The 22,690-nt window shown below is 61.8% G+C and carries 19 protein-coding genes, 1 pseudogene and 1 riboswitch; of the genes and pseudogenes, 12 read left to right on the forward strand and 8 right to left on the reverse strand.

Annotated elements, in window-relative coordinates; genetic code table 11:
* Positions 1–142: 142 nt before the first annotated feature.
* The 4 genes from BCF11_RS05380 to BCF11_RS05395 all read left to right on the forward strand — a co-directional run bounded on the left by BCF11_RS05380 (position 143) and on the right by BCF11_RS05395 (position 3,075).
* Positions 143–352, forward strand: coding sequence for a DUF3460 family protein (locus BCF11_RS05380; RefSeq protein WP_098493832.1), 210 nt, complete (start codon positions 143–145; stop codon positions 350–352).
* A 21-nt stretch (positions 353–373) separates the two neighbouring features.
* Positions 374–1,237, forward strand: coding sequence for a ScpA family protein (locus BCF11_RS05385; RefSeq protein ID WP_098493833.1), 864 nt, complete (start codon positions 374–376; stop codon positions 1,235–1,237).
* An 88-nt stretch (positions 1,238–1,325) separates the two neighbouring features.
* A complete protein-coding gene (gene panC, locus BCF11_RS05390) occupies positions 1,326–2,165 on the forward strand; it encodes a pantoate--beta-alanine ligase (protein ID WP_098493834.1) in 840 nt (279 codons plus the stop codon).
* Between the two features lie 58 nt (positions 2,166–2,223).
* Positions 2,224–3,075, forward strand: a complete 852-nt coding sequence (locus tag BCF11_RS05395; RefSeq protein WP_098493835.1) for a cobalamin-binding protein — start codon at positions 2,224–2,226, stop codon at positions 3,073–3,075.
* Positions 3,076–3,197: 122 nt separating this feature from the next.
* On the opposite strand, the gene BCF11_RS05400 is transcribed toward BCF11_RS05395, so the two are convergent.
* The 5 genes from BCF11_RS05400 to BCF11_RS05420 all read right to left on the reverse strand — a co-directional run bounded on the left by BCF11_RS05400 (position 3,198) and on the right by BCF11_RS05420 (position 9,824).
* A complete protein-coding gene (locus BCF11_RS05400) occupies positions 3,198–4,007 on the reverse strand; it encodes an ABC transporter ATP-binding protein (protein WP_098493836.1) in 810 nt (269 codons plus the stop codon).
* Between the two features lie 10 nt (positions 4,008–4,017).
* The gene (locus tag BCF11_RS05405) at positions 4,018–5,010 is read right to left on the reverse strand and encodes an iron ABC transporter permease (RefSeq protein WP_233212379.1); all 993 of its coding nucleotides are present in this window, start codon (positions 5,008–5,010) and stop codon (positions 4,018–4,020) included.
* Between the two features lie 167 nt (positions 5,011–5,177).
* On the reverse strand, positions 5,178–7,061 hold the full coding sequence (locus BCF11_RS05410) for a TonB-dependent siderophore receptor (RefSeq protein WP_098493837.1): 1,884 nt from the start codon (positions 7,059–7,061) through the stop codon (positions 5,178–5,180).
* A gap of 85 nt (positions 7,062–7,146) precedes the next feature.
* A riboswitch (cobalamin riboswitch) is annotated at positions 7,147–7,418 on the reverse strand.
* Positions 7,419–7,461: 43 nt separating this feature from the next.
* Entirely contained in the window at positions 7,462–8,634 is a 1,173-nt protein-coding gene (locus tag BCF11_RS05415; RefSeq protein WP_098493838.1) for an HPP family protein, read from the reverse strand.
* 32 nt (positions 8,635–8,666) lie between these two features.
* On the reverse strand, positions 8,667–9,824 hold the full coding sequence (locus BCF11_RS05420; protein WP_098493839.1) for an ABC transporter substrate-binding protein: 1,158 nt from the start codon (positions 9,822–9,824) through the stop codon (positions 8,667–8,669).
* 267 nt (positions 9,825–10,091) lie between these two features.
* Here BCF11_RS05420 and BCF11_RS05425 point away from each other — a divergent pair, with 267 nt between their 5' ends.
* The 8 genes and pseudogenes from BCF11_RS05425 (at position 10,092) to BCF11_RS05460 (ending at position 19,309) form a co-directional block, all read left to right on the forward strand.
* Complete coding sequence (locus BCF11_RS05425) at positions 10,092–10,850, forward strand: FadR/GntR family transcriptional regulator (protein ID WP_098493840.1); 759 nt, start codon at positions 10,092–10,094, stop codon at positions 10,848–10,850.
* A gap of 10 nt (positions 10,851–10,860) precedes the next feature.
* A pseudogene (gene ltnD / locus BCF11_RS05430) lies at positions 10,861–11,757 on the forward strand (L-threonate dehydrogenase); the annotation flags it as partial.
* An 18-nt stretch (positions 11,758–11,775) separates the two neighbouring features.
* Positions 11,776–13,074: a 3-oxo-tetronate kinase gene (gene otnK, locus BCF11_RS05435; protein WP_098497335.1), complete on the forward strand. Its 1,299-nt coding sequence runs from the start codon at positions 11,776–11,778 to the stop codon at positions 13,072–13,074.
* Positions 13,071–13,718 (forward strand): aldolase, encoded by a 648-nt coding sequence (locus tag BCF11_RS05440; protein WP_098493842.1) that lies wholly within the window; start codon positions 13,071–13,073, stop codon positions 13,716–13,718. Before otnK ends, BCF11_RS05440 begins: the two co-directional genes overlap by 4 nt.
* Positions 13,719–13,771: 53 nt before the next feature.
* On the forward strand, positions 13,772–15,094 hold the full coding sequence (locus BCF11_RS05445; RefSeq protein WP_098493843.1) for an MFS transporter: 1,323 nt from the start codon (positions 13,772–13,774) through the stop codon (positions 15,092–15,094).
* Positions 15,095–15,116: 22 nt separating this feature from the next.
* Positions 15,117–15,905, forward strand: a complete 789-nt coding sequence (gene otnI, locus BCF11_RS05450; RefSeq protein ID WP_098493844.1) for a 2-oxo-tetronate isomerase — start codon at positions 15,117–15,119, stop codon at positions 15,903–15,905.
* A gap of 30 nt (positions 15,906–15,935) precedes the next feature.
* On the forward strand, positions 15,936–16,913 hold the full coding sequence (denD, locus tag BCF11_RS05455) for a D-erythronate dehydrogenase (RefSeq protein WP_098493845.1): 978 nt from the start codon (positions 15,936–15,938) through the stop codon (positions 16,911–16,913).
* A 134-nt stretch (positions 16,914–17,047) separates the two neighbouring features.
* Positions 17,048–19,309 (forward strand): mechanosensitive ion channel family protein, encoded by a 2,262-nt coding sequence (locus BCF11_RS05460; protein WP_098493846.1) that lies wholly within the window; start codon positions 17,048–17,050, stop codon positions 19,307–19,309.
* 6 nt (positions 19,310–19,315) lie between these two features.
* On the opposite strand, the gene BCF11_RS05465 is transcribed toward BCF11_RS05460, so the two are convergent.
* From BCF11_RS05465 to BCF11_RS05475, 3 genes are all read right to left on the reverse strand, one after another.
* Positions 19,316–19,963, reverse strand: coding sequence for a trans-aconitate 2-methyltransferase (locus tag BCF11_RS05465; RefSeq protein WP_098493847.1), 648 nt, complete (start codon positions 19,961–19,963; stop codon positions 19,316–19,318).
* Complete coding sequence (locus tag BCF11_RS05470; RefSeq protein WP_233212380.1) at positions 19,960–21,411, reverse strand: chloride channel protein; 1,452 nt, start codon at positions 21,409–21,411, stop codon at positions 19,960–19,962. The genes BCF11_RS05465 and BCF11_RS05470 overlap by 4 nt, the downstream gene beginning before the upstream one ends.
* Positions 21,412–21,548: 137 nt before the next feature.
* Positions 21,549–22,553 carry a J domain-containing protein gene (locus BCF11_RS05475; protein ID WP_098493848.1) on the reverse strand — a complete coding sequence of 335 codons (1,005 nt, stop codon included), beginning with the start codon at positions 22,551–22,553 and terminating at the stop codon, positions 21,549–21,551.
* Positions 22,554–22,690 lie beyond the last annotated feature (137 nt).

A 22,690-nucleotide genomic window follows, 5' to 3' on the forward strand; every position in this document is an offset into this window, starting at 1 on the left:
TATCCAAGTATACCGTCCTTTTTCCACTACACAGTTACCAAAAAAACATGCAACTATCCTTGCCGCTGCCGACGACAAACCGTTGGGCGACTCCGAAATAGCATAAAATAGCGGCTAATCCCAGCCCATTATCAAAGCACCCATGAAATTTTCCAAACAAATTTACGGTTACCAATCCGACATCACCAAGTTCGTTGCAGAACTCAAGGAAAAGAATCCAAAGCTGGAAGAACAGCAGCTGGCCGGCCGCGCCCTGCTGTGGGACAAGACCCCGATCGACCTGGACAGCCAGAACCGGACTGAGGAATCCCGCGTCGACCAGCAACCCTACGTGTATCAAAACAATCACTAATCCAGTCCTGGTAACGATCAGATGAGCCAGAATTCGTCGGATGCCGCCGAACTGACCTTGGAAGGCCAACCCGATTCGACCCCGAACGTGATCGACGGCGTCGCTTACGCGCGCCTGTACGGCGAGCCGCTGTTCCGCATGCCGACCGACCTGTACATTCCGCCGGATGCACTGGAAGTCTTCCTGGAAGCATTCGAAGGTCCGCTCGATCTGTTGCTGTACCTGATCCGCAAGCAGAATTTCAACATCCTCGACATCCCGATGGCGCAGGTGACCCTGCAATACCTGGAATACGTCGACCAGATCCGCATCACCAACCTGGAGCTGGCGGCAGAGTATCTGCTGATGGCGGCCATGCTGATCGAGATCAAGTCGCGCATGCTGCTGCCGGTGCGCAAGACCGACAGCGAAGAAGCCGAGGACCCGCGCGCCGAGCTGGTGCGGCGCCTGCTGGAATACGAGCAGATGAAGCTGGCGGCGCGCGAGATCGACGCCCTGCCGCTGCTCGGGCGCGACTATGTGCGCACCCAGATCTACATCGAGCAGAACACGGTCACGCGCTGGCCGGACGTCAACATGGACGATTTGCAGGCAGCCTGGGCCGACGTCATCAAGCGCGCCAAACTCACCGCCCACCACACCATCAGCCGCGAAGAACTGTCGGTGCGCGAGCACATGACCGGGATCTTGCGGCGCTTGCAATCGGCGCGCTTCGTCGAATTTGCCGAACTGTTCGATCCTGCGCGCGGCGTGCCGGTGCTGGTGGTGAACTTCATCGCCCTGCTGGAGCTGGCCAAGGAAACCCTGATCGAGATTACCCAGGCCGAACCTTTTGCGCCTATTTACGTGCGGCTAGCCTATTCGCCAAGCTACGCTCCGGCATAATTCTTTTTTTAGCCAGTTGAGGCCAGGCTGATTTGCCGCAGGTGTTATCCAGGCGGCGCATCAACTCAGTCTCGCAAATATATTATTTATGAAAATCATTTCCTCGATCGAAGAGCTACGCGACCAGCTGCGCGGCCAATTGCGCACCGCATTCGTGCCGACCATGGGCAACCTGCATGAGGGCCACCTGTCGCTGATGCGCCTGGCCAAGAAGCACGGCGATCCTATCGTCGCTTCCATCTTCGTCAATCGCCTGCAGTTCGGCCCCAACGAGGATTTCGATAAATACCCGCGCACCTTCGCCGCCGACGTCGAGAAACTGGAAAAGGAAGGCGTCTACGTCCTCTTCGCTCCGACCGAAAAAGACTTGTATCCGGAACCGCAGGAATTCCGCGTGCGGCCGCCCGACGATCTCGGCAATACGCTGGAGGGCGAATTCCGCCCGGGCTTCTTTACCGGCGTCACGACCGTGGTGCTGAAACTGTTTTCCTGCGTGCAGCCGCGCGTGGCGGTGTTCGGCAAGAAGGACTACCAGCAGCTGATGATCGTCCGCAACATGGCCAAGCAGTTCGCCCTGCCGACCGAAATCATTGCCGCCGAAACCTGGCGCGCCGACGACGGCCTGGCGCTGTCCTCGCGCAATATGTACCTGTCGGCCGAGGAACGCGCAGAAGCGCCGGCCCTGTTCAAGACGCTCAACCAGGTTGCCGAAGAAGTACGTGCCGGCCATCTCGACATCTTCGAGCTGGAAAAAGAAGCGATGGCGCAGCTCGGCAGCCGCGGCTGGAAGCCCGACTACATCTCGATCCGCAAGCGCTGCGACCTGCAGGCGCCGGCCGCCGGCGACCTGGCGCAGGGTGAAAAGCTGGTGGTGCTGGCCGCTGCCAAGCTCGGCACCACGCGCCTGATCGACAACCTGGAGATATAAGCTGCGCCATTCCTGCCATCGCAGTACGCAAAAGCTGGCAGCCGCGGCCGCATTCTGCATGGCGAGCCTGGCGGCTCCGCCTGCCGTGTTCGCCGCTCCCATCGCGGTGCAAGACGACGCCCGCCACACGGTCACCCTGCCGCAGCCGGCCCAGCGCATCGTCAGCCTGGCGCCGCACGCCACCGAACTGCTGTTCGCCGCCGGCGCCGGCGGCTATGTAGTCGGCGTCAGCGACTACAGCGACTATCCGCTAGCCGCCAAACAACTCCCCTCGATCGGCAGCAGCAGCGCGCTGGACATCGAGCGCATCGCCGCCCTCAAGCCGGACCTGGTAATAGCCTGGAGCAGCGGCAATTCCGCCAGCCAGCTCGCCAGGCTGCGCGCGCTCGGGATTCCCGTGTTTGAAAGCGAACCGCGCCAGCTGGAAGTAATCGCCTCGTCGCTGCAGCGCCTGGGGCAACTGGCTGGCGTCCCGGATAGCGGCGCGGCGGCGGCCAAGGCCTTCAGCGCCAGGCTGGCGCAGCTGACCGCAACTTATCAGCAACGGCCGCCGGTGCGGGTGTTTTACCAGATCTGGCAAAAGCCGCTGATGACCCTCAACGGTAGCCACATGGTGTCCAGCGTGATCCGCCTGTGCGGCGGCGAAAACGTGTTCGGCCAGCTGCCACAGCTGGCGCCCACGGTCAGCACCGAAGCCGTGCTGACGGCCAATCCGGAAGTGATCTTCGCTGCCGATGGCGGCAATGCCCCGGATACCGGCTGGCGCCGTTTTCCCAAACTGGCGGCGGTAGCCGGCGACAATCTGTTTGCGCTGACACCGGACTGGATGAGCCGGCCCGGCCCGCGCATACTGGACGGCGCCGCCGAACTATGCCAGAAGCTGGACCTGGCGCGCAGCCACCGGCACTAGCTCTCAACCAGCTGGCCCATCGTCGTGGAGGCTCCTGATGACAGACATCCTGGAACTGGAAAGCCCGCGTGCCTTACCGGATCACGCAAACGCAATGGCGCCAACCGCAAGCCGCGAACATCTCAAGCTGATGCGGAAACAGTATCGGCCAGCGGCATGAACATGCGCCGCGCACCGTTATCCAGTACTTCGAACGCACAGCCGAACGCCGCTTGCAACAGCTCAGGCTGCAGCACCTTGTCGATGCTGCCCTGCCAGGTCTGGCCATCTCCCAGCAGCAGCACATGGCTGGCGTAGCGCGCCACCAGGTTGATGTCGTGGCAGGCGGCGATCACCGCTTTTTTGCGCGGCAACGCATTGACTATCTTGTGCAGCAATTCCATCACCACGATTTGCGCCGCAGCGTCCTGGTGCGCGGTCGGCTCATCCAGCATCAGCAGCAAAGGATCCTGCGTCAGCAGCGTCGCCAGCGCCACTCGTTGCCGCTCACCGCCGGACAAGCGCATCACGTCATGCTCGCTGAAGGCGTCCATCCTGACGCGCTGCAAGGCTTGCATGGCCTGGGCGCGGTCTTCCTCGCGATCCCAGCCGAAGCCGAACTGATAGGGATGGCGGCCGGCGATCACCGCCGCCAGCACACTGCTGGAAAAGGCATCGGCCTGCTGCTGCGCCAGCAAGCCGCGCAGACGCGCAAGCTGCTGCGGCTTGATGCTGCCGATGGGATTTCCCTGGATCTCCACGCGGCCGCTGGCTGGCCGCACCAGACCCGCCAGTGTATGCAGCAGCGTGGTTTTGCCGATGCCGTTGCGGCCCAGCACGCACCAGAACTGGCCCGGCATCACTTGCCAGTCCAGCCGCGTGCACAAGATTTTATGATCGACGCTGACACTCAGCTGTTCGGCAGAAAGCAACGATGCGCTGAATTCGTTCATGGTTGCACCCTCATGCGCGGCTGCGCGACAGCAGCCACAGGAACACCGGCACGCCGACCAGGGCGGTAATCACGCCCACCGGCAACTGTGTCGGCGCCACCACGGTACGCGCCGCCAGATCGGCCAGCGCCAGCGCGGCGCCGCCCGCCAGCACGCTGGCCGGCAGCAGGATGCGCTGGTCGTTGCCGACCAGCAGACGGATCGCGTGCGGCACCACCAGTCCGATAAAACCGATCGTACCGGCCACCGTCACCGCTGCTGCGGTCGCCAGCGACGCCGCCGCCAGGGTCATCCAGCGCAAGCGCAAAACTGGCACGCCAAGCAGCTGGGCGAAACCTTCGCCGCGCGCCAGCAAATTGAGCTGCTGCGCCTTGAACACACTCCAGAGCAAGAGCAGCAGCAACAGCAGCGCCGCCGGCAACAGCAGGCGGCCGTCTTCCAGGTCGCCCATCAGCCAGAACAGCATGCCGCGCAGCTGCGCATCGGGCGCCAGGGTCAGCACCAGCGTCACGATCGCGCCGAAGCCGGCGGCGATCATCACGCCCGTAAGAATCAAGCGATGGCCGCTATGCTGGGCCACGCTGGGCAGGCGCCGCAAAGCCTGGCGCGCCAGCCCGAACAACAGCGATACCGCCAACCCCGCGCCGAGAGCAGCGCCGATGGCAGCGGCGGTATCACCCATGAAATTGAAATGGCTGGCCACCAGCAAGGCCGACAAGGCGCCAGCGGCCGAGCCGCCGGACAAGCCCAGTACATAAGGATCGGCCAGGGGATTGCGCAGCAATACCTGCATCAACGCCCCGGCCAGCGCCAGCAGGCCGCCGACGACGAAAGCCGTGAGCGCCCGCGGCAGGCGCAAGGAAAGATAGATCTGGTCTGCAACCAAAGGCCGCCCGCAGCCGCTGCTGCCGCACAGCACCGCGAGCGACAGCGCCAATCCCGCGACTGCCGTCAGGCAGCACAGGATCAGGATGGCGCGGCGCAGTGTCGTGATGCTAGTCAATGAACGAGTCGCTTCGCAGTGAATGTATTCGCAAATTGCAGTAGCTCTTTAGGCCGTAACCTCAGCTACGCTGACTTCGCCTCAAGGTCTGGCCGAGAAGCGCAACTGTACTTTAGTACAGTGAGCATCGCAGGCCGGAGATTGAGGCGCGCAGTAGGCCTAAAGAGTTACTGCTGCCAATTTACACCAACAAACAAGCCGCGTGACGGCTGGTTATAACCGTAGGCGGTTTGATAGTCGCGGTTGAACAGGTTCTCGATACGACCGAACAGCGACGTCTGCTTGGTAAGCTGATAGCGGACATTGGCGTTGGTCAGCCAGTACGGCGCCAGCTGCGGGTTGCCGGGGATATCGGAGCGGCTGTCGGTGTACTGCACATCAGTGCCGAGACGCCAGGCGCCGAAGCTTTTCGCCGCACCGAAGGAACCAAGTGTCTTGGCGCGGCGCACCAGGGTCTTGCCGGTCGATTCGTCTTTCGGATCCTGCAAGGTCAGGCTGGCGCGCCAGTCGATTTCAAGCAGCGTGGCGCTGGCGCTCAGCTCCAGTCCCTGGTTCTTGGAACGGGCTATATTGATGGCCCGGAAAGTCGCAGGATTGTAGCCGAACTGGTCGTGCGTGCGGGTATCGAACAAGGTGGCGCGCAACAAGGTCGCGCCGGCAGCGTACTGCACACCCAGTTCATAGGACTTGGAGCGCTCGGCCTTGAGATTGGCGTTGCCGTACAGCGGGTCAAACAACTGCACCGGCGTCGGCGCGTTGAATGCGGTCGATGCATTAGCGATCAGCTTGACACTGTCGGTCAGCGCATAGCCGTAGCCGAGGTAGCCGGTATTGTCCGAACCGGAACCGCCGACATCGTCATGGCGCAGATTAAGCTGCAGCTGATGCGCGCCGATTTTGCCAAGCGCACCGGCATACACGCTGGAAGTCGAGCGCGAAAAACTGTTGCTGGAATTGCCGAAGCTGCTGTTGGAATTGACGTCCGCCTTTTCACGGCCGGCGTCGACACCGGCAGTAGCTGTCCACATTGGCGACACGCGCAATTCGTTGGCCCATTGCAACAGGTTTTGCGTGCTCTTGTAGCCATTGCTGCTGTTGCCGAACAAGGTCAGGCCGTCGAGGTTGTCGCGGTTGACATTTTGCGACAGCGTCAGTGTGGAAGTCCAGTCCTGGGTAAAGTTATTCTTGGAAAACACGGCAATCGACTGGCTCTTGGAATGGCCGCGGTTCTGGTCGGTCGGCATGCCGTAGGCATCGTCATAGGTGTACTTGGCGTCGTTGGCGTATATGCGGGCACCGACTTCACTGCCCTTGCTCCATTCCTGCGATACCGATCCCGAGACGCTGGTGTTGCTGTTGCCATTACGGTCGGGATTGACGTTCGGGCTCTGCAACGGGTTCTGCGCCGAAAAGCCGTCGGTCTTGAAACGTGTCAGGGCCAGGGCGTAACGGGTGTCGCCGCTCTTGCCGCTGACGCCGACGTTGCCTTGATAGGTGCCGCGCGAACCGGCTTCGACCGAAGCATTGAAGGCCGGTGCGCCATTGCCGCGCTTGGTGAAGATCTGCACCACGCCGCCGATGGCGCCGGAGCCGTAGATCGCCGAGACATTGCCGCGCACGATTTCGATATGATCGATCTGGTCAGGCAGGATATTTTCCAGCGCCGGCGAGCCGTAGGAAGCCTGGCGGCGGATCGGCACGCCATCGATCAGGATCAGCGTTTCAGTGGTATTGGCGCCGCGCATGAACAGCGAGGCCTGCTGGCCAGGGCCGCCGACGCGGGTAATCTGGATACCGGCCTGGCGCTCCAGCAAGGCCGGCAAATCAGGCGCTTGCGAATTGCGGATGTCTTCGGCGCTGATCACCGTGGTGTGCGGCAAGGCATCGGTTTGCGGCTGCGCGACGCGGGCGGCGGTCACTACTACCGGCGCCAGATTCTGGTCCTGAACGGTTTGGGCGAAAGCAGAGCCGCAGCTGCAGGAAAGAATGGCGGAAGCCAGCGCGAGCGGCTTCAGGGTCGCGCCGGAGCGGCGTGATAAAGATAAAGTCATGTTTGGATACGATAAGAGTCCCCGGCCTGCTTCCCCGCAAGCCCGGTTGCAACAGTCGCAAGGAATCGGCGTCGATTTGCCGCTGCCTCGCTCCCCCTGATCTGGCCGGTATCCGGGCTAACAAGTCGGAACACATAACCTTCCCATGCTTAGTAAAGTATTTCACTTCATAGCACAGTGGTACAAGATGCGTTCTGCCGCCGACCGCCCCCTGGTTGAGGACGGACTGGCGACGCTTGTTTTACCGTTGCGGGGGCAGCACACGTTGGCTGGCGGAGTATGACCACCTGGCGCCGTGTTTCCCGTTTAACTGCGGACATGGACATGTCCGCGTGCACCAAAACCCCGCCATTGTAAGGCCGGCGCGGCTTGGCGGCAATCGCCGCGGTCTAAAGTGTGGTTAAAGCGCAGTCAGGTTTGCGTTGCCCCGGTATAAAGCAGCCACCATGTCGGACTGGGTCACCATGCCGACCAGCCGGTTCTCATCGTCGACAATCGGAATATGGTGGATGCCGGAATCGGACAGCGGCTGCACCAGCTCGACGATATGCATAGCCGAAGCCGCGCTCTTCACCGCGGCGCTCATGATCTGGCCGACCACCTCCGGCTTGTCCGAATACATGCCGGTGGTACGCCGCAAGAACTGTTTCAGGCGCTGATCGACGCCGGCGTACAGCTGCAAATCCACCTGGCGCATGAAATCGGTCTGGGTGACGATGCCGACCAGGCGCCGTGCCTGGTTAATCACCGGCAAGGCCTTGATGCGGTGCTTCAACAGCAAGGCCCAGGCATCCTCCAGCGAAGTACCGTACTCGACGCTCACCACATCGCGCGACATGATGTCGGCACAAGTGATGGCGCCGAAGCGGCGCTGGTAGGCGTGCATCTCGGTCTGCAGGATCAGGCTTTCCAGGTCGTCGCGGCTGACATCCAGCACCTGGTTATATTGCTGCAACACGTAGTCCAGGTCTTCTTGCGTGAAACCGACTCGGGTTCCGCTGGGCTGGTCGCTGGTCTTGTGCAGCTTGGCCGGATCCTGATGGGCGCTGTGCGGGTAACGGCGTTTGGTGGCGTTATTGAACAACAGCGCCACCAGCAGCAACAGGAAGGAATTCAGCAACACCGGCGTCAGGACGAAATGGAAGCCCTGGCTGGTCACCGCCGGTCCGCCCAGTACCGCCGTCAGCGCCACCGCGCCGCTGGGCGGATGCAGGCAACGCAAGGCAAACATGGCGCCGATCGCCAGCGACACCGCCAGCGCCGGGGCAAACACCGGATCGTGGACCCAGCGCGCGCAGGCGACGCCGATCACGGCGGCCACCAGATTGCCGCCGATGATAGACCAGGGTTGCGCCAGCGGGCTGGCCGGCACACCGAACAGCAGCACGGCAGAAGCACCCATAGGCGCGATCAGCAAAGGCAAGGGAGCACCCGCACCGAGTACCCAGTGACTCACCAGCCCGGTCAGCAAAATCCCCAGCAAAGCGCCGCAACAGGCGCGCAAGCGTTCGGTGGCGTTGACCACCACAGGACCTGGAATAAAACCGCGCAACCACAAACCAAACGAATTCATCTTATTTTGCTTTCGAGGTTCTTGATTAGGGCTCAACCGCCGTAGGCGTAGCTGAATTTATTATTGACGATGCGCCCCATCACGCACGAGCGCTGGTCCAGTCCGACATGATCCTTGGAACTCATGTTGACCACGCCTTGCGGGATCGTCAGGTCATGGGTGTTTTCCAATGCGCTACGCAGCGCGGCGCGGAACTGCTTGCTGCCGGGCGCCCCCGCTGTCAGCGCCTGCGGCACGGCGTTGGCGATCAACATATAAGCGCCCCAGGCATCGGCGGCGAATTGCGTCATGGTGTCGGCGCCATAGGCGGCTTCATAGCGGCGGGTGAAATCCAGCGCGGTTTTCCTGACTGGATTGGACAGCGGCAGCTGCTTGGCCACCACGGCCGGGCCAGTGGGGAAGAAAGTGCCTTCGACATCCTTGCCGCCCACCTTCAGGAAATCGGCGGTGGCGATGCCATGGGTCTGGTAGATCCGGCCCTTGTAGCCGCGTTCGACCAGGGTCTTTTGCGGCAGCACCGCCGGCGTCGCCGAAGCGGCGATCAATACCGCGTCCGGCTGCGCCGCCATGATCTTGAGGATCTGCCCGGTCACGCTGCTGTCGTTGCGGTTATAGCGCTCGCCGGCGACCACCTTGATCTTGCGCAGCTCGGCCAAATGCGAAAACTCGCGCCACCAGCTGTCGCCGTAGGCGTCGGCAAAGCCGATGAAGCCGACCGTTTTAATCCCGTTAGCGGCCATGTGCTGGGTCAGGATGGTGGCCATGTGCGAATCGTTTTGCGGCAGCTTGAAGGCCCAGGCGCGTTTGGCGTCCTGCGGCTCGACAATCGAGGCAGAAGCCGCCAGCGCCAGCATCGGCGTACCGGACTCAGCCACCACATCCAGCAGCGCCAGCGCCGCCGGCGTGGTATTGGGGCCGACGATCAGGTCGACCCTTTCTTCGCTGATCAGCTTGCGCGCATTGCGCACGGCATTGGTCGGATCGGAGGCGTCGTCCAGGATGATGTACTCGACCTTCTGCCCAGCGATCTCTTTCGGCCACAGCAGGATGGCGTTTTTAGTGGGTGCGCCGATGGCGGCTGCCGGGCCGGTGACGGCGATGTCGACACCGATTTTGATTTGCGCGCTGGCGCGGCCGCAGACGGCCAGCACGGCGATGGAAGCAAAACAGCAGCGCGTAAGTTTATTCATTGGATGGCGATCCTGATGGCGATGACAATAGTTGTAGCTACGTTTCCACAAGGACAGGATTCTACTGGAATGTGCCGGGCCGCAGGCAGCACCGGTACCAGGCTTTCCATTTCTCGGCCGAATGTTAACCGTTAAAACCAAGACAATCATTGACCCAAAGCAAGTAATCAATTGTCAGAGAACGTTGAAACAAATCTTGATTTTTCCAATAATTCATATGATGATATGGTCACATTACGATAAAAATATGCAGACGGAAGAGACGATATGTTCAATAAACTGAATGCCAACCGTACTTCCCTGAGCGATACCGTGGCCCAGGAATTGCTGAAAAAAATACAAACCGGCGAGTTCGGCCCCGGCGCCAGGCTGCCGACCGAACCGGCGCTGTCGGAGCAGTTCGGTGTCAGCCGCACCGTGGTGCGCGAAGCGATTTCCCGCTTGAAGAATGAAGGTGCGGTAGAGCCGCGCCAGGGCAGCGGCGTATATGTCAGCGAACAAGGCCATCTGCGGCCCTTGCGCATCCAGTTCGACCAGGCTTCCTCGGCCGACGCTGTGCTGCAGATCGTCGAGCTGCGCCGCGCCATCGATGCCGAAGTGGCAGCGCTGGCCGCCACCCGCCGCACGCCGCGCCAGCTGAAAGCCATCGAAACCGCATTGAAAGGCATCGAAGCCGATGTCAACGCCGGCGGCGACGGCGTCATGGCCGACGTGATGTTCCATCGCAGCATCGCCGAGGCCACCGGCAATCCTTTCCTGCTGCAGACGCTGGCCTTCCTCAGCCAGTACCTGGAAGCCGCTACCGCTGTCACCCGCAGCAACGAAGCGCGGCGCGACGATTTCATGCGCCAGGTCTATGAAGAGCATGCCGCCATCGCTTCCGCCATCGCCGCCGGCGATGCGCTGGGCGCGCGCAATGCCGCGCAAAACCATATGTTCAACGCGGCGCGCCGCCTGTCGCTAGGCGCGGTGCCGGTCAAAGCGGCGGCGCCAGCCAAAACCAAGAGCACTTCAAAAAAACCTTAATCAGGACCAGCAAATGACTATCAATGTAGGTGTTATCGGCCTTGGCGCCATGGGCCTGGGCGTTGCCCGTTCTTTACTGCGCGCGGATTTACGTACCCATGCATGCGACATCCGCCCGCAAGTCTTGCAGCAGTTCGCCAGCGAAGGCGGCATCGCCTGCAGCACGCCGGCCGAACTCGGCGCCTTATGCGATGTGGTGATTACCGTGGTGGTCAACGCCGCACAGACCGAACAGGTGCTGTTCGGCGCACAAGGCGCGGCGGCGGCGATGCGCCCTGGCAGCCTGGTGATCGCCAGCGCCACTGTAGCTCCCGACTATGCGGTCCAGCTGGGCGAACGGCTGGCCACGCTGCAACTGCATCTGCTGGATGCGCCACTCTCGGGCGGCGCCGCGCGCGCTGCTTCAGGCGATATGACCATGATGACGTCCGGACCGGCCGCCGCCTACGCCAAGGGCGAAGCGGTGCTGGCGGCGATCGCCGGCAAGGTGTACCGCCTGGGCCATGCGCATGGCGTCGGCTCCAAGGTCAAGATCATCAACCAGCTGCTGGCCGGCGTGCATATCGCCGCCGCCGCCGAAGCGATGGCGCTGGGCCTGCGCGAAGGCGTCGATGCCGACGCGCTGTACGAAGTCATCACCAACAGCGCCGGCAATTCCTGGATGTTCGAGAACCGCGTGCCGCATATCCTGAAAGCCGATTACACGCCGCTCTCGGCGGTCGATATCTTCGTCAAGGACCTGGGGCTGGTGCTGGATACCGCACGCGCCAGCAAATTCCCGCTGCCGCTGTCCGCCGCCGCCCATCAGATGTTCATGATGGCGTCGACCGCCGGCCATGGCGGCGAGGACGATTCCGCGGTGATCAAGATTTTCCCCGGAATCACGCTGCCGACGGCGCAGGAGTAAGCCATGCCGGAGCAATCAATGACAACGGCACGCCCCCTGCTCGGCTGCATCGCCGATGACTTTACCGGCGCCACCGACCTCGCCAACATGCTGGTGCGCGAAGGCATGCGCACCGTGCAGACTATCGGCGTGCCGGAAGCCGCGCCGCAGGATGTCGACGCCATCGTGGTGGCGCTGAAATCGCGCACGGTTCCTGCCGCCGAAGCGGTGGCGGATTCGCTGGCCGCATTAAGATGGCTGCAGCAGCAGGGTTGCCGCCAATTCTTCTTCAAATACTGTTCCACCTTCGATTCCACCGCCAAGGGTAATATCGGTCCAGTGACCGACGCCCTGCTGCAGGCCTTGGGCAGCGATTTCACCATTGCCTGCCCGGTATTCCCGGAAACCGGGCGTACCTTGTATCGGGGTCACCTGTTCATCCAGGACCAGCTGCTGAATGAATCCGGCATGCAGAATCATCCGCTGACGCCGATGACCGACGCCAACCTGGTGCGCGTGCTGCAGCAGCAGACTCCGTCCAAGGTCGGCCTGATCGGCTATCCGGTGGTTTCTCAAGGCAGCGAGAAGATTCATGCGGAAATTGCCGCGCTGCGCCGGCAAGGAGTGCGGATGGCGATCGTCGATGCGCTGGAAAACCAGGACCTGTACGCCATCGGCGCCGCTTGCGCGGACCTGCCGCTGGTGACGGGCGGTTCGGGTATCGCACTCGGCCTGCCAGCCAATTTCGTCAGGGCCGGCCTGCTGCAACCGCAGCAAGGCGCCAAGGCTAGCGAATTGCCGAGCGTCGAAGGCTGGTCGGTGGTGTTGGCCGGCAGTGCATCGAAGGCGACCAATGCTCAGGTCGCTGCATGGATGGAAAAGCGTCCGGCCTTCCGTCTCGATCCGCTGGCGCTGGCGCGTGGTGAAGCCGTCGTGGCGCAGGCGCTGGCTTTCGCCAAACAGTATCTTGAACAACAGCCGGTATTGATCTACGCAACCACCACGCCTGAGCAGGTCAAGCAAGTGCAGGCCGAGCTCGGCGTGGAACGCGCCGGCTTGCTGATCGAGCAGGCGCTGGCCGATATCGCCGCCGCCTTGCAGGCCGGCGGCGTGCGGCGCTTCGTGATTGCCGGCGGCGAAACTTCCGGCGCGGTGGTCAAGGCGCTAGGCGTACGCGCACTGCGCATAGGCGCGCAAATCGATCCGGGTGTGCCGGCGACGGCATCGATCGCCGCTGACGGCTCCCCAGCGCTGGCGCTGGCGCTGAAGTCAGGCAACTTCGGCGCCACGGATTTCTTTGAAAAGGCGCTCCGTCAGCTGGGCGAAACCCGTCTATGAACAGCACATTGAAAGAGCAGGCGCTGCGTGCGGAAATCTGCGAAACCGGCGCCAGCCTGTATCAGCGCAACTACACGGTCGGCACGGCTGGCAATATCAGCGCCCGGCTGAAAGATGGCTGGCTAATCACGCCGACCGATGCCTGCCTTGGCAGGCTTACGCCGGCGCAGATCGCCAAGGTCGACCTGAGCGGAAAATGGGTCAACGGCGACAAGCCGTCGAAGACACTGGCCCTGCATCGCGCGGTCTACGACAACAATCCGCAGGCGCAAGCTGTGGTGCACACCCATTCGACCCATCTGGTAGCGCTGTCGCTGGCCGGCGTCTGGCACGACCAATGCGTGCTGCCGCCGCTTACGCCTTATCAAGTGATGAAGGTGGGACAGATTCCCTTGATTCCCTATTGCCGTCCCGGCGATCCGCAGGTAGCGGAACAGGTGAAGCTGCTGGCGGCTTCGGTGCGCGGCGTCCTGCTGGAACGGCTGGGGCCGGTGCTGTGGCATGAGAGCGTTTCGCAGGCGGCGTTCGCGCTGGAAGAGCTGGAAGAAACCGCGCGGCTGTGGTTGATGTTGATAAACAAACCGGAGCCGCTCAGCGCCGCGGCCCTGGATGAGCTGTATCGGGTATTTGGCGCACGCTGGTAAGTTTCAAACAATAGAAACGTCGGCATTCATAAAATCACATTGGTGGAGACAAGATGTCAGCAACGATAGACAATAGGGCCGCACAGGCCAGCGTCAGCCTGCCGGCTGAACAAGCGGAAAATCTGTACAAGAAAGTATTCTGGCGCTTCGTGCCATTCATCATGCTGTGTTACGTGGTGGCCTATCTCGACCGCGTCAACGTCGGCTTCGCCAAGCTGCAGATGTCGCAGGACCTGGGCTTCAGCGAAACCATCTTCGGCCTCGGCGCCGGCATCTTCTTCCTCGGCTACTTCCTGTTCGAGCTGCCCAGCAACCTGATCATGAACCGGGTCGGCGCCAAGCTGTGGATCGCCCGCATCATGATTACCTGGGGCCTGCTGTCGGCCTGCTTCGCCTGGGTGCAGACGCCCACCCAGTTCTATGTCCTGCGCTTCCTGCTGGGTCTGGCGGAGGCCGGCTTCTATCCCGGCATCATCCTCTACCTGACCTACTGGTTTCCCTCGCACCGGCGCGCCAAGGTGGTCGCCACTTTCATGGCGGCGATTCCGATCTCGGGCATCTTCGGCAATCCGCTGTCGGGCTGGATCATGCAGGCTTTCCATGGCTCCAGCGGCTGGCACGGCTGGCAGTGGATGTTCATGATCGAAGCGGTGCCAGCGGTACTGGTAGGCATCGCCGTGTTCTTCGTGATGGACAACAGCATCCGCAAGGCCAAGTGGCTGACTGAAAAAGAGAAGGATTTCCTGGAAGCGGAAATCCGCGCCGACCAGAAGGACAAGCACAGCCCGAAAACCACCGCGGCCGTATTCAAGGACATCCGTATCTGGCATATGTGCCTGATCTACTTCTGCATCGTCATGGGCCAGTACGGACTGACGTTCTGGCTGCCGACCTTGGTCAAGGCCTCCGGCGTAGTGGGCGATTTCAAGATCGGCCTGATCAGTGCGATTCCCTTCCTTTGCGCGGTGTTCGCCATGATCCTGATCGGCCGCCGCTCGGACCGCCTGCGGGAACGGCGCTGGCATCTGATCGTGCCGGCCCTGCTGGGTGCGGTCGGCTTCATCGTTTCGGCGCTGGCCGCCGACAATACCGTGATCGCCATCGCCTTCCTGTCGCTGGCGGCGATGGGCGTGCTGACCTGTTCGCCGCTGTTCTGGTCGCTGCCGACGGCTTTCCTGTCCGGCACCGGCGCGGCCGCCGGCATTGCGGTGATCAACTCGGTCGGCAACCTGGCCGGCTTCGCCAGCCCGTTCCTGGTCGGCTGGCTGAAGGACAGTACGCATAACAACCAGACCGGCATGTTCATGCTGGCCGGGATGCTGGTGATCGGCGCCATTGCGATCCTGAAGACACCGCCTAAAATGGTCAATCGATAACGCTTGTTTTTAGGAGTTTGCAATGCCACGTTTCGCCGCCAATCTCACCATGATGTACAACGAGCACGCCTTCCTCGACCGCTTCGCGGCCGCGGCCAGGGACGGCTTCAAGGGCGTTGAATTCCTGTTCCCTTACGAGCATGGCGCCGCTGAACTGCAGGCAAGATTGCAGGACAATGGCCTGGCTCAGGCGCTGTTCAACGCGCCGCCTGGCGACTGGGCGAGCGGTGAACGCGGCCTTGCCTCCCTGCCGGGACGGGAAGATGAATTCAAGCGCAGCGTCGCCACCGGCCTGGAATATGCGCAAGTGCTGGGCAACCGTAAATTGCATGTGATGGCGGGCCTGATCCAACCGCAGCAGGAGCGCGCCCGGCATCGCGCGGTGTACCTGGAGAACCTGGCCTATGCCGCGGCCCAGGCGGCCGCCCATGGCATCACCATCGTCATCGAACCGATCAATACGCGCGACATTCCCGGCTTCTTCCTGAACCGCCAGGACGAGGCGCAGGCGATTTGCGCCGAGGTCGGCGCCGTTAACCTGCAGGTGCAGTTCGATCTGTACCACTGCCAGATCGTCGAGGGCGACCTGGCAGTCAAGCTCAAGCGCGACATGCTGCGCCCGCAGGCCGGCATCGGCCATATCCAGATCGCCGGCGTGCCGGAGCGGCATGAGCCGGATAGCGGCGAGATCAATTATCCCTATCTGTTCGAGCTGATCGACGAGCTCGGCTACCAGGGCTGGGTCGGCTGCGAATACCGGCCGCGCGGCGCTACTTCCGCCGGCCTGGGCTGGCTCAAGCCCTGGCTGTAGAACCCGAACATTATTCAACAAAGGATCATCATGCAAGTAGTCATCACCGGCGGCGCCGGCTTCCTCGGCCAGCGCCTGGCGCGCAGCCTGCTGCAACAGGGCAGCCTGCCCGACCGCAGCGGCCAGCCGCAAACCATCAGCAAGATCGTCCTGGTGGACGTGGTTGCCGCCAACGGCTTCGACGACAACCGGATCGAACAAGTCACCGGCGACATCACCGACAGCGCCCTGCTGGAACGCGTGATCACCAGCCAGACCGCGGCGATCTTCCATCTGGCGGCGATTGTCAGCGGCCAGGCCGAAGCGGACTTCGATCTCGGCATGCGCATCAACCTGGATGCGGCGCGCCTGCTGCTGGAACGCTGCCGCGCTTGCGGCCATGTACCACGGGTTATCTTCACCAGTTCGGTGGCTGTATTCGGCGGCGTCCTGCCGGCAGTGGTGCAAGACCATACCGCGCTCAATCCGCAATCGTCCTACGGCGCGCAAAAGGCGATCGCCGAACTGCTGCTCAACGATTACAGCCGCAAGGGTTTTGTCGACGGCCGCGTGCTGCGCCTGCCGACCATCAGCGTACGTCCCGGCAAACCCAACCAGGCTGCCTCCTCTTTCGCCAGCGGCATCATCCGCGAGCCGCTCAACGGCCAGCCGGCGATCTGCCCGGTAGCGCCAGATGTGCACCTGTGGCTGCTGTCGCCGCGCAAGGTGATCGCCTGCCTGATCCATGGCTATGCGCTGCCGGCCGATGTGCTGGGCAAAAGCCGCACCATCAACCTGCCGGGGATCTCGGTCACCGTGGCGGAGATGGTGGCGGCGCTGGAACGCGTCGCCGGCAAGGAAGTCGTGGCGCGCATTGAATGGAAACACGATCCGGCCATAGACAGGATCATTTCCAGCTGGCCGGGCGCCTGGGACGCCAGCCGCGCCGTCGATCTCGGCTTTATCGGCGAAAGCAGCTTCGACGATGTGGTGCGCGCCTATATCGAAGACGATTTGCCGGCGGCATGAAGCAAGCGCGGCTGGCTGCCTGTGACAGCTTGCCGCGCGATGTTTTTTTGACATGCGCCGATTCGGTCTGAACTTGTCCTCGGCTTGTCCTCGGTACGGTAAGATTGTCACTTTATGACTTTTGCCAAGCCGACATGAAGACCAGCTCTTTCCAGCACCTAGTCCGCTTGCTATCGGCCTCTCTACTGCTGTTGTGCTTGCTGCTGGCAAATGGCGCTCCGGCCCGGGCAGCTGCAGCCGCCGCCAGCACCGACACGGCCGCCAGCGCGCCTGCCGCTCCCGCCGCCGCGCCCTCGCCGCTGGACTCGCTGTCCAAGGTATTGCAAAGCAACCCCGCCACCGGCAGCCTGGTGGCGACGCTGATCCAGGCCGAACAGCAGAACAGCAAGGCCTCACCCGAGCAAAAGGGCTTCATCGGCCTGATTTCCAATAGTCTCGATGCTTTTCAGGCACATCTGCAGCAGGTGATTACACCGGAAAAATTCTGGAACCAGCAGTTTTCGCTGGCCTGGCAAGACTTGTCGACCATCCTGCAGCGCCAGGAGTCGGAAACAGGATGGCAGGCGCTTGCAGGCTTTCTCGAAATGCTGGCCTTGTTCGGCGCGGTCGCTATCGCCTTGCACTATATCGGCAGGCGAGTGCAACGGCATTTCAATGTAGAGACGAAGCTGTCATCCGATCCCAGCATGAAGGAATTGCTGCTGTATATATGGCGCCACATCGCGCCGATACTACTGGCGCTGGTGGTGGAAATCTCGGTGACCATCAGCCTGGATACGGCGCACGGGCAGTCGCTGGGGCGGACCCTGGCCACCGTGCTGCTGTACACCCTGGTCGGCGCACGCCTGTTCCAGGCCATCTGCGCCATCATTTTTTCGCTGTCGCACGGCGGTCACCGCATGGTCGCGGTGCATATCCTGTACCAGCGCGGCTTCAACCTGCTGTATGTGATCGGCTGCGCCGGCTGGCTCGGCGATGCCCTGGACAATCCCCATGTGAACCAGATCATCGGCGTCCACCTGGCCGGCGTGGCGGCAACCCTGGCCAGCCTGGTGGCGGCAATACTGGGCGGCGTGTTCGCCCTGCTGTTCCGGCGCCCGGTAGCGCACATCATCCGCAACCGGCCGCTGGCGGTGCGGCGCGACCATCCGGCACGCATGGAAACGCTGGAAATAGTCGCCGCCTTCTGGTACATGCCGATACTGCTGCTGAGCATCACCGTCAGCGTCGCCACCATCCTCGATTTGTCGAGCAACAACTCAGCGCTCAATCATGCGCTGGCCAGCGCGGCATTGCTGATCGCCATGTTTTTCATCGGTGCGCTGCTGCAGCGCATACGCGCCCGCAAGACGACTGCGGGGGTGACACGGCGCCAATCGCCTTACATCCTGCGCCTTAGCAACGTCGGCTTCAGCCTGCTACAGCTGGCGTTGTGGATTGGTTTCTTCGAATTGCTGACCAGGATCTGGGAACACTCGCTGCTGGAATTCGCCAACGCTACCCTGATCGGCAAGATGATCGTCTCGGCGCTGGGCAAGATCGGCCTCACTCTGGTGATGGCCTGGCTGGTCTGGATCCTGCTCGACACCTTCATCCAGGAAGCCATCAACCCGACCCGCAACAGCCGTTACGCGCGCAAGAATCCCAGCACGCGCATGCGCACTATCCTGCCGCTGCTGCGCAACGCGCTGATGCTGCTGATCCTGACCATCACCGTGATCACCACGCTGGCCAACCTCGGCATCAATGTGACGCCGCTGCTGGCCTCCGCCGGGGTGGTCGGGCTGGCCTTCGGCTTCGGCTCGCAATCGCTGGTGAAAGACCTGATCACCGGCGTCTTCATCCTGATGGAGGATTCGATGTCGGTCGGCGACTGGGTCGACGTCGGCAACGGCCATGCCGGCACCGTCGAGAACCTGACCATCCGCACCGTGCGCCTGCGCGACAGCAACGGCTCGGTGCACAGCGTACCGTTTTCGCAAATCACCGCGATCAAGAACGATTCGCGCGAATACACTTATGCTTCGCTCAAGCTGAGCATCACCCACGATTCAGACGTCGACCAGGCACTGCGCCTGATGCGGGAAACCGGCGCCGAGATGCTGGAAGACCGGCGCCTGCGCCGGCTGCTGCTGCAGCCGATCGAGATCTACGGCGTCAACGGCTTCGACCTGAACGGCGTGGCGCTGCTGGCCGGGATCCGCACCAAGCCGCAAACCCAGAACGAAGTCACGCGCGGCTTCAATCTGCGCATCAAGAAAAAGGTGGATGACGATCCGAAGGTGCGCTTCGCCAACGAATGGGCGAATTTCCCGCTGACCGCGGTGGAGCCGCCGGCAGCGGCAGAAAACAGCTCGCCGGAGCTGCCCGCGGCCGGCGCCGGCAACAAGGCGTAACGAAGCTTACTTGATGCGACAGCTCAGTAGCCAGTAATACTCCAGCCGCAGGATGCGCAGTTCGCGGGTGATCGGCGCCAGCTTCTTGCGCAAGCCGCTGTCGGTCGGGAAGTTCTTCATGACTTCGTAGCGCTCGCCGTCGGGCAAGGTACGGAACTGGTAGGTATTACCATCGGCATCGGTTCGGGCGATGGGCGTGCTCTGCTCTTCGACGTAGCCGTTGTCTATCATCACCAGCAAGATATCCTTGCCGAGTTTTTCGCGCAGCTGGGCGATGAAACGGACCTGGTCCTGACGTCCCACATGCGACCACCAGAAACCCAGGAAGCAGGCGGTGAACTTGCGCTCGGTCTGGAAAGTGTTAATGTCTTGCAACGCAAACGTTGCCTTGCCGGCCGGCAGCTGCTTGGCCTCGGCCAGTACAATCATTTCCGGATTGATGTCGGTCGCCAGCACCGATTTCGCGGTGGCGGCAATCTGTTCGGTCCAGAAGCCGGTGCCGCAAGCCAGTTCCAGCACGTCGTGGCCTTCCATCAATTCCTGCACCCTGACCTGCAGGGTCAGCAACTCGTCCTGGCGCTCGGGGCGCTGGTAGATCTCTTCGTAAGTCGCAGCACGTTTGGCGTAGTAAGCCACCATATCGGTATTAATCATTTTTGCGTTCCGCTTCCAAGTTCACTGTCACTATTCTGCTCATTGTTCAATTCCTTCACTTCTTTAACTTCCCCAACTTCTTTCAACTTCATTTGTTCTATTTCGGCGTTAGCCGGCATCGCTTCGGCGCAAGCCACCCGATAACGCTCCGACAGCGCGTCATACAGCGGCGGCGCAAAGAAGCGCGAGACGCGGCTGGCGATCAGCGCCGTCGCCATCAGCGAGATCACCAGGGCGTGGCCGTTGATCATTTCCATCACGATCACGAAGGCGGTGATCGGCGACTGCGTCACCGCCGCCAGATATCCCACCATCGCCAGCGCAATCAGCATCTCCAGGGAGGTATTGCCGAACACCTGGTGCAGCAAGTTGCCGAAACCGGCACCGATCGACAAGGATGGCGCGAAAATGCCGCCCGGAATCCCCGGCAGGTAGGACGACACCATCGACGCCATCTTCAGGAACGGATAAAACACCGACAGCTGCTGGTGCCCTTCCAGCAAACCCTTGGCTTCGACATAGCCGCTACCGAAGGTGGCGCCGCCGGCAATGATGCCGATCAGCGCAACCGCCAGGCCGCACAGCGCGCCGAAGGCAATCGGACGGTTGCTGCGCAGATGCTGCAGCCGGGCCGGAATCCAGCGCTTGGTGTTGAGCAGCAGCCAGCAAAAAAAGCCGCCGGCGATGCCGGTAAGAATCCCGGTCACCAGTACCGCCAGCGCCAGCATGTCGGTCAGCGCGCTATTGATATGAATGGTGCCGAAATAAGTGTAGTTGCCGTTCAAGCCCAAGGCTACCGCACCGGCAAAAATAATCACGGTAATCACGACGCCGCTGGCCCTGTGTTCAAAGCTGCGCGTCAATTCTTCAATCGCAAACACAATCCCCGCCAGCGGTGTGTTGAATGCGGCCGACAAGCCGGCCGCGGCCCCAGCCAGTATCAGGCGCCGCTCCAGCGCCGCACTGGCGCGCGGATACAGGCGCCGCAAATTGAACATGAGGGCGGCGCCAACCTGCACTGTCGGTCCTTCGCGGCCGATGGTGAAGCCGCCCAGGATGCCGATGAAGGAGACGCCGATCTTGCCCAGCAACAGCTTGATCGACAGCAGCGACTGGCCGCGCCGGGTAGTGTCCTCTTCCAGCGTAGCGATCACTTGCGGAATGCCGCTGCCCTCGGCGCCGGGAAAATACCGGCGCGTGGCCCATACACACAGAGCGCCGACTGCCGGCGTGATGAACAGCGGCAGCCAGAAATGCGATTGCTGCATGGAGCGGAACATGCCGAAGCCGACATCCATCAGCCACGCATACAGCACCGCGACCAAGCCAACCAGCACCGCCCCCATCCACAAAATGCCGTATTTACGCCAGGCGCGCCGCACCTGGCGCAGCGTCTGGTCGGACAAACTCGGGGGCAGCGGATTCATTGGAATTGGGCGCAAAGACATGATTATAAATTATCCCTGCGCAATTCCCCCTAAATAGGCCACTGGCAGCCATCGGGATGTCAGCGAAACCGGCGCAAATGCAGCAGAATGCCGCCTATCGCCTTGATAGATTGTCACAACCCGGGAAAGCGACCGGCCTAGATTTGATAGCTTTTCAGCCAGGCCTTGATGTTTTTGACATCGGCAAACGCCAGCAAGTCGTTCTTGAGCGCAGCGATATGCTGTTGCAGACCCTTGATATCGCTTTTCAGGCGGCGCATCGCCAGCGCCGGCGACAAGGCCTCTTGCGGCCCGAAATTGCAGCGCCTGCGGAAATCCGCCTCCAGTCCGGCAATCTCATCCCGCAGTTCAGCCGACTGCTCCGTCAGCACCTTGCTGTAGTGCTGCAGGCGCTGTTCCGACAGGGAATTGATACGGCTCTGGTCGATCTGCTCGATTTCCAGCTGCAGCTCCAGCAAGCCGAGCAGGTCCTTCTTGTCATAGGCGATATTCACCCTTTGCATCAGCGCTGTCTTGCGTGCGCGTTCCAAGGGATCCTGCTCGCGGTCAGGATGCAGGGCGCTGGCCAGCTTGCGATAGACTTCGCGCACCGACTGGCTGGCGTTTTGCAGTTCTTCCTGCTGCCTGGCTTCCCTGGCCGCGGCCTTGGCCGATTTCCTGCGTTTTCCGGCGCCTTCACGGCCGTATTCGGCCGACGCATTGGCGTCGGCCTCCGCCTGCTGCGCGGACTCCTCAGAGTCGTCCCGCTGCCCTTCCGCTGCATCGGCATCGGCGCCGCCATGCATGTGATAAATCCGTTTCAAGTCCGCGGCATCGCTGTCGCCGATGACGGCGGCGCTGACCGAACAGATGATGTGGCTGATTTTTTCCTGGTCGTGCCGGCTCAAGCCCTTTGCCGAATAAGCGTCGTCGAGCAAGCGCACCAGCTGCGCCACCAGCCCGTGATAGCTGCGTATCAGAGGCTGGTACTGGCTGACATAGTGCTGCTGGTGCAGCGGAATCATCTCTTGCCAGGCCGCCAGCAGCTGGCGCTCGGTCTCCAGTTTCTTGATCAGCGCATTGAAGATTTTCTGGCCTGGCGACAGGCTGGCCTGCCCGTGCTGTTCGACGATGTTGAGCGCCTTGGTTTCTGTTTTTTTCATCGCTTGCTTTACTGCGTGTCGGTGTTTGTTTTTTCAGATGAAAAATATGGCGTAGCGCGTGATTATAAGTTGCCGCCGGCGGCGCGCAGCAGAAACCGGCCAAGGGGCGTATGATCTTGTCTTCGCAATAAGTATTC

The sequence above is a fragment of the Collimonas sp. PA-H2 genome (assembly GCF_002564105.1).
In the GTDB taxonomy this organism is placed as follows: domain Bacteria; phylum Pseudomonadota; class Gammaproteobacteria; order Burkholderiales; family Burkholderiaceae_D; genus Collimonas.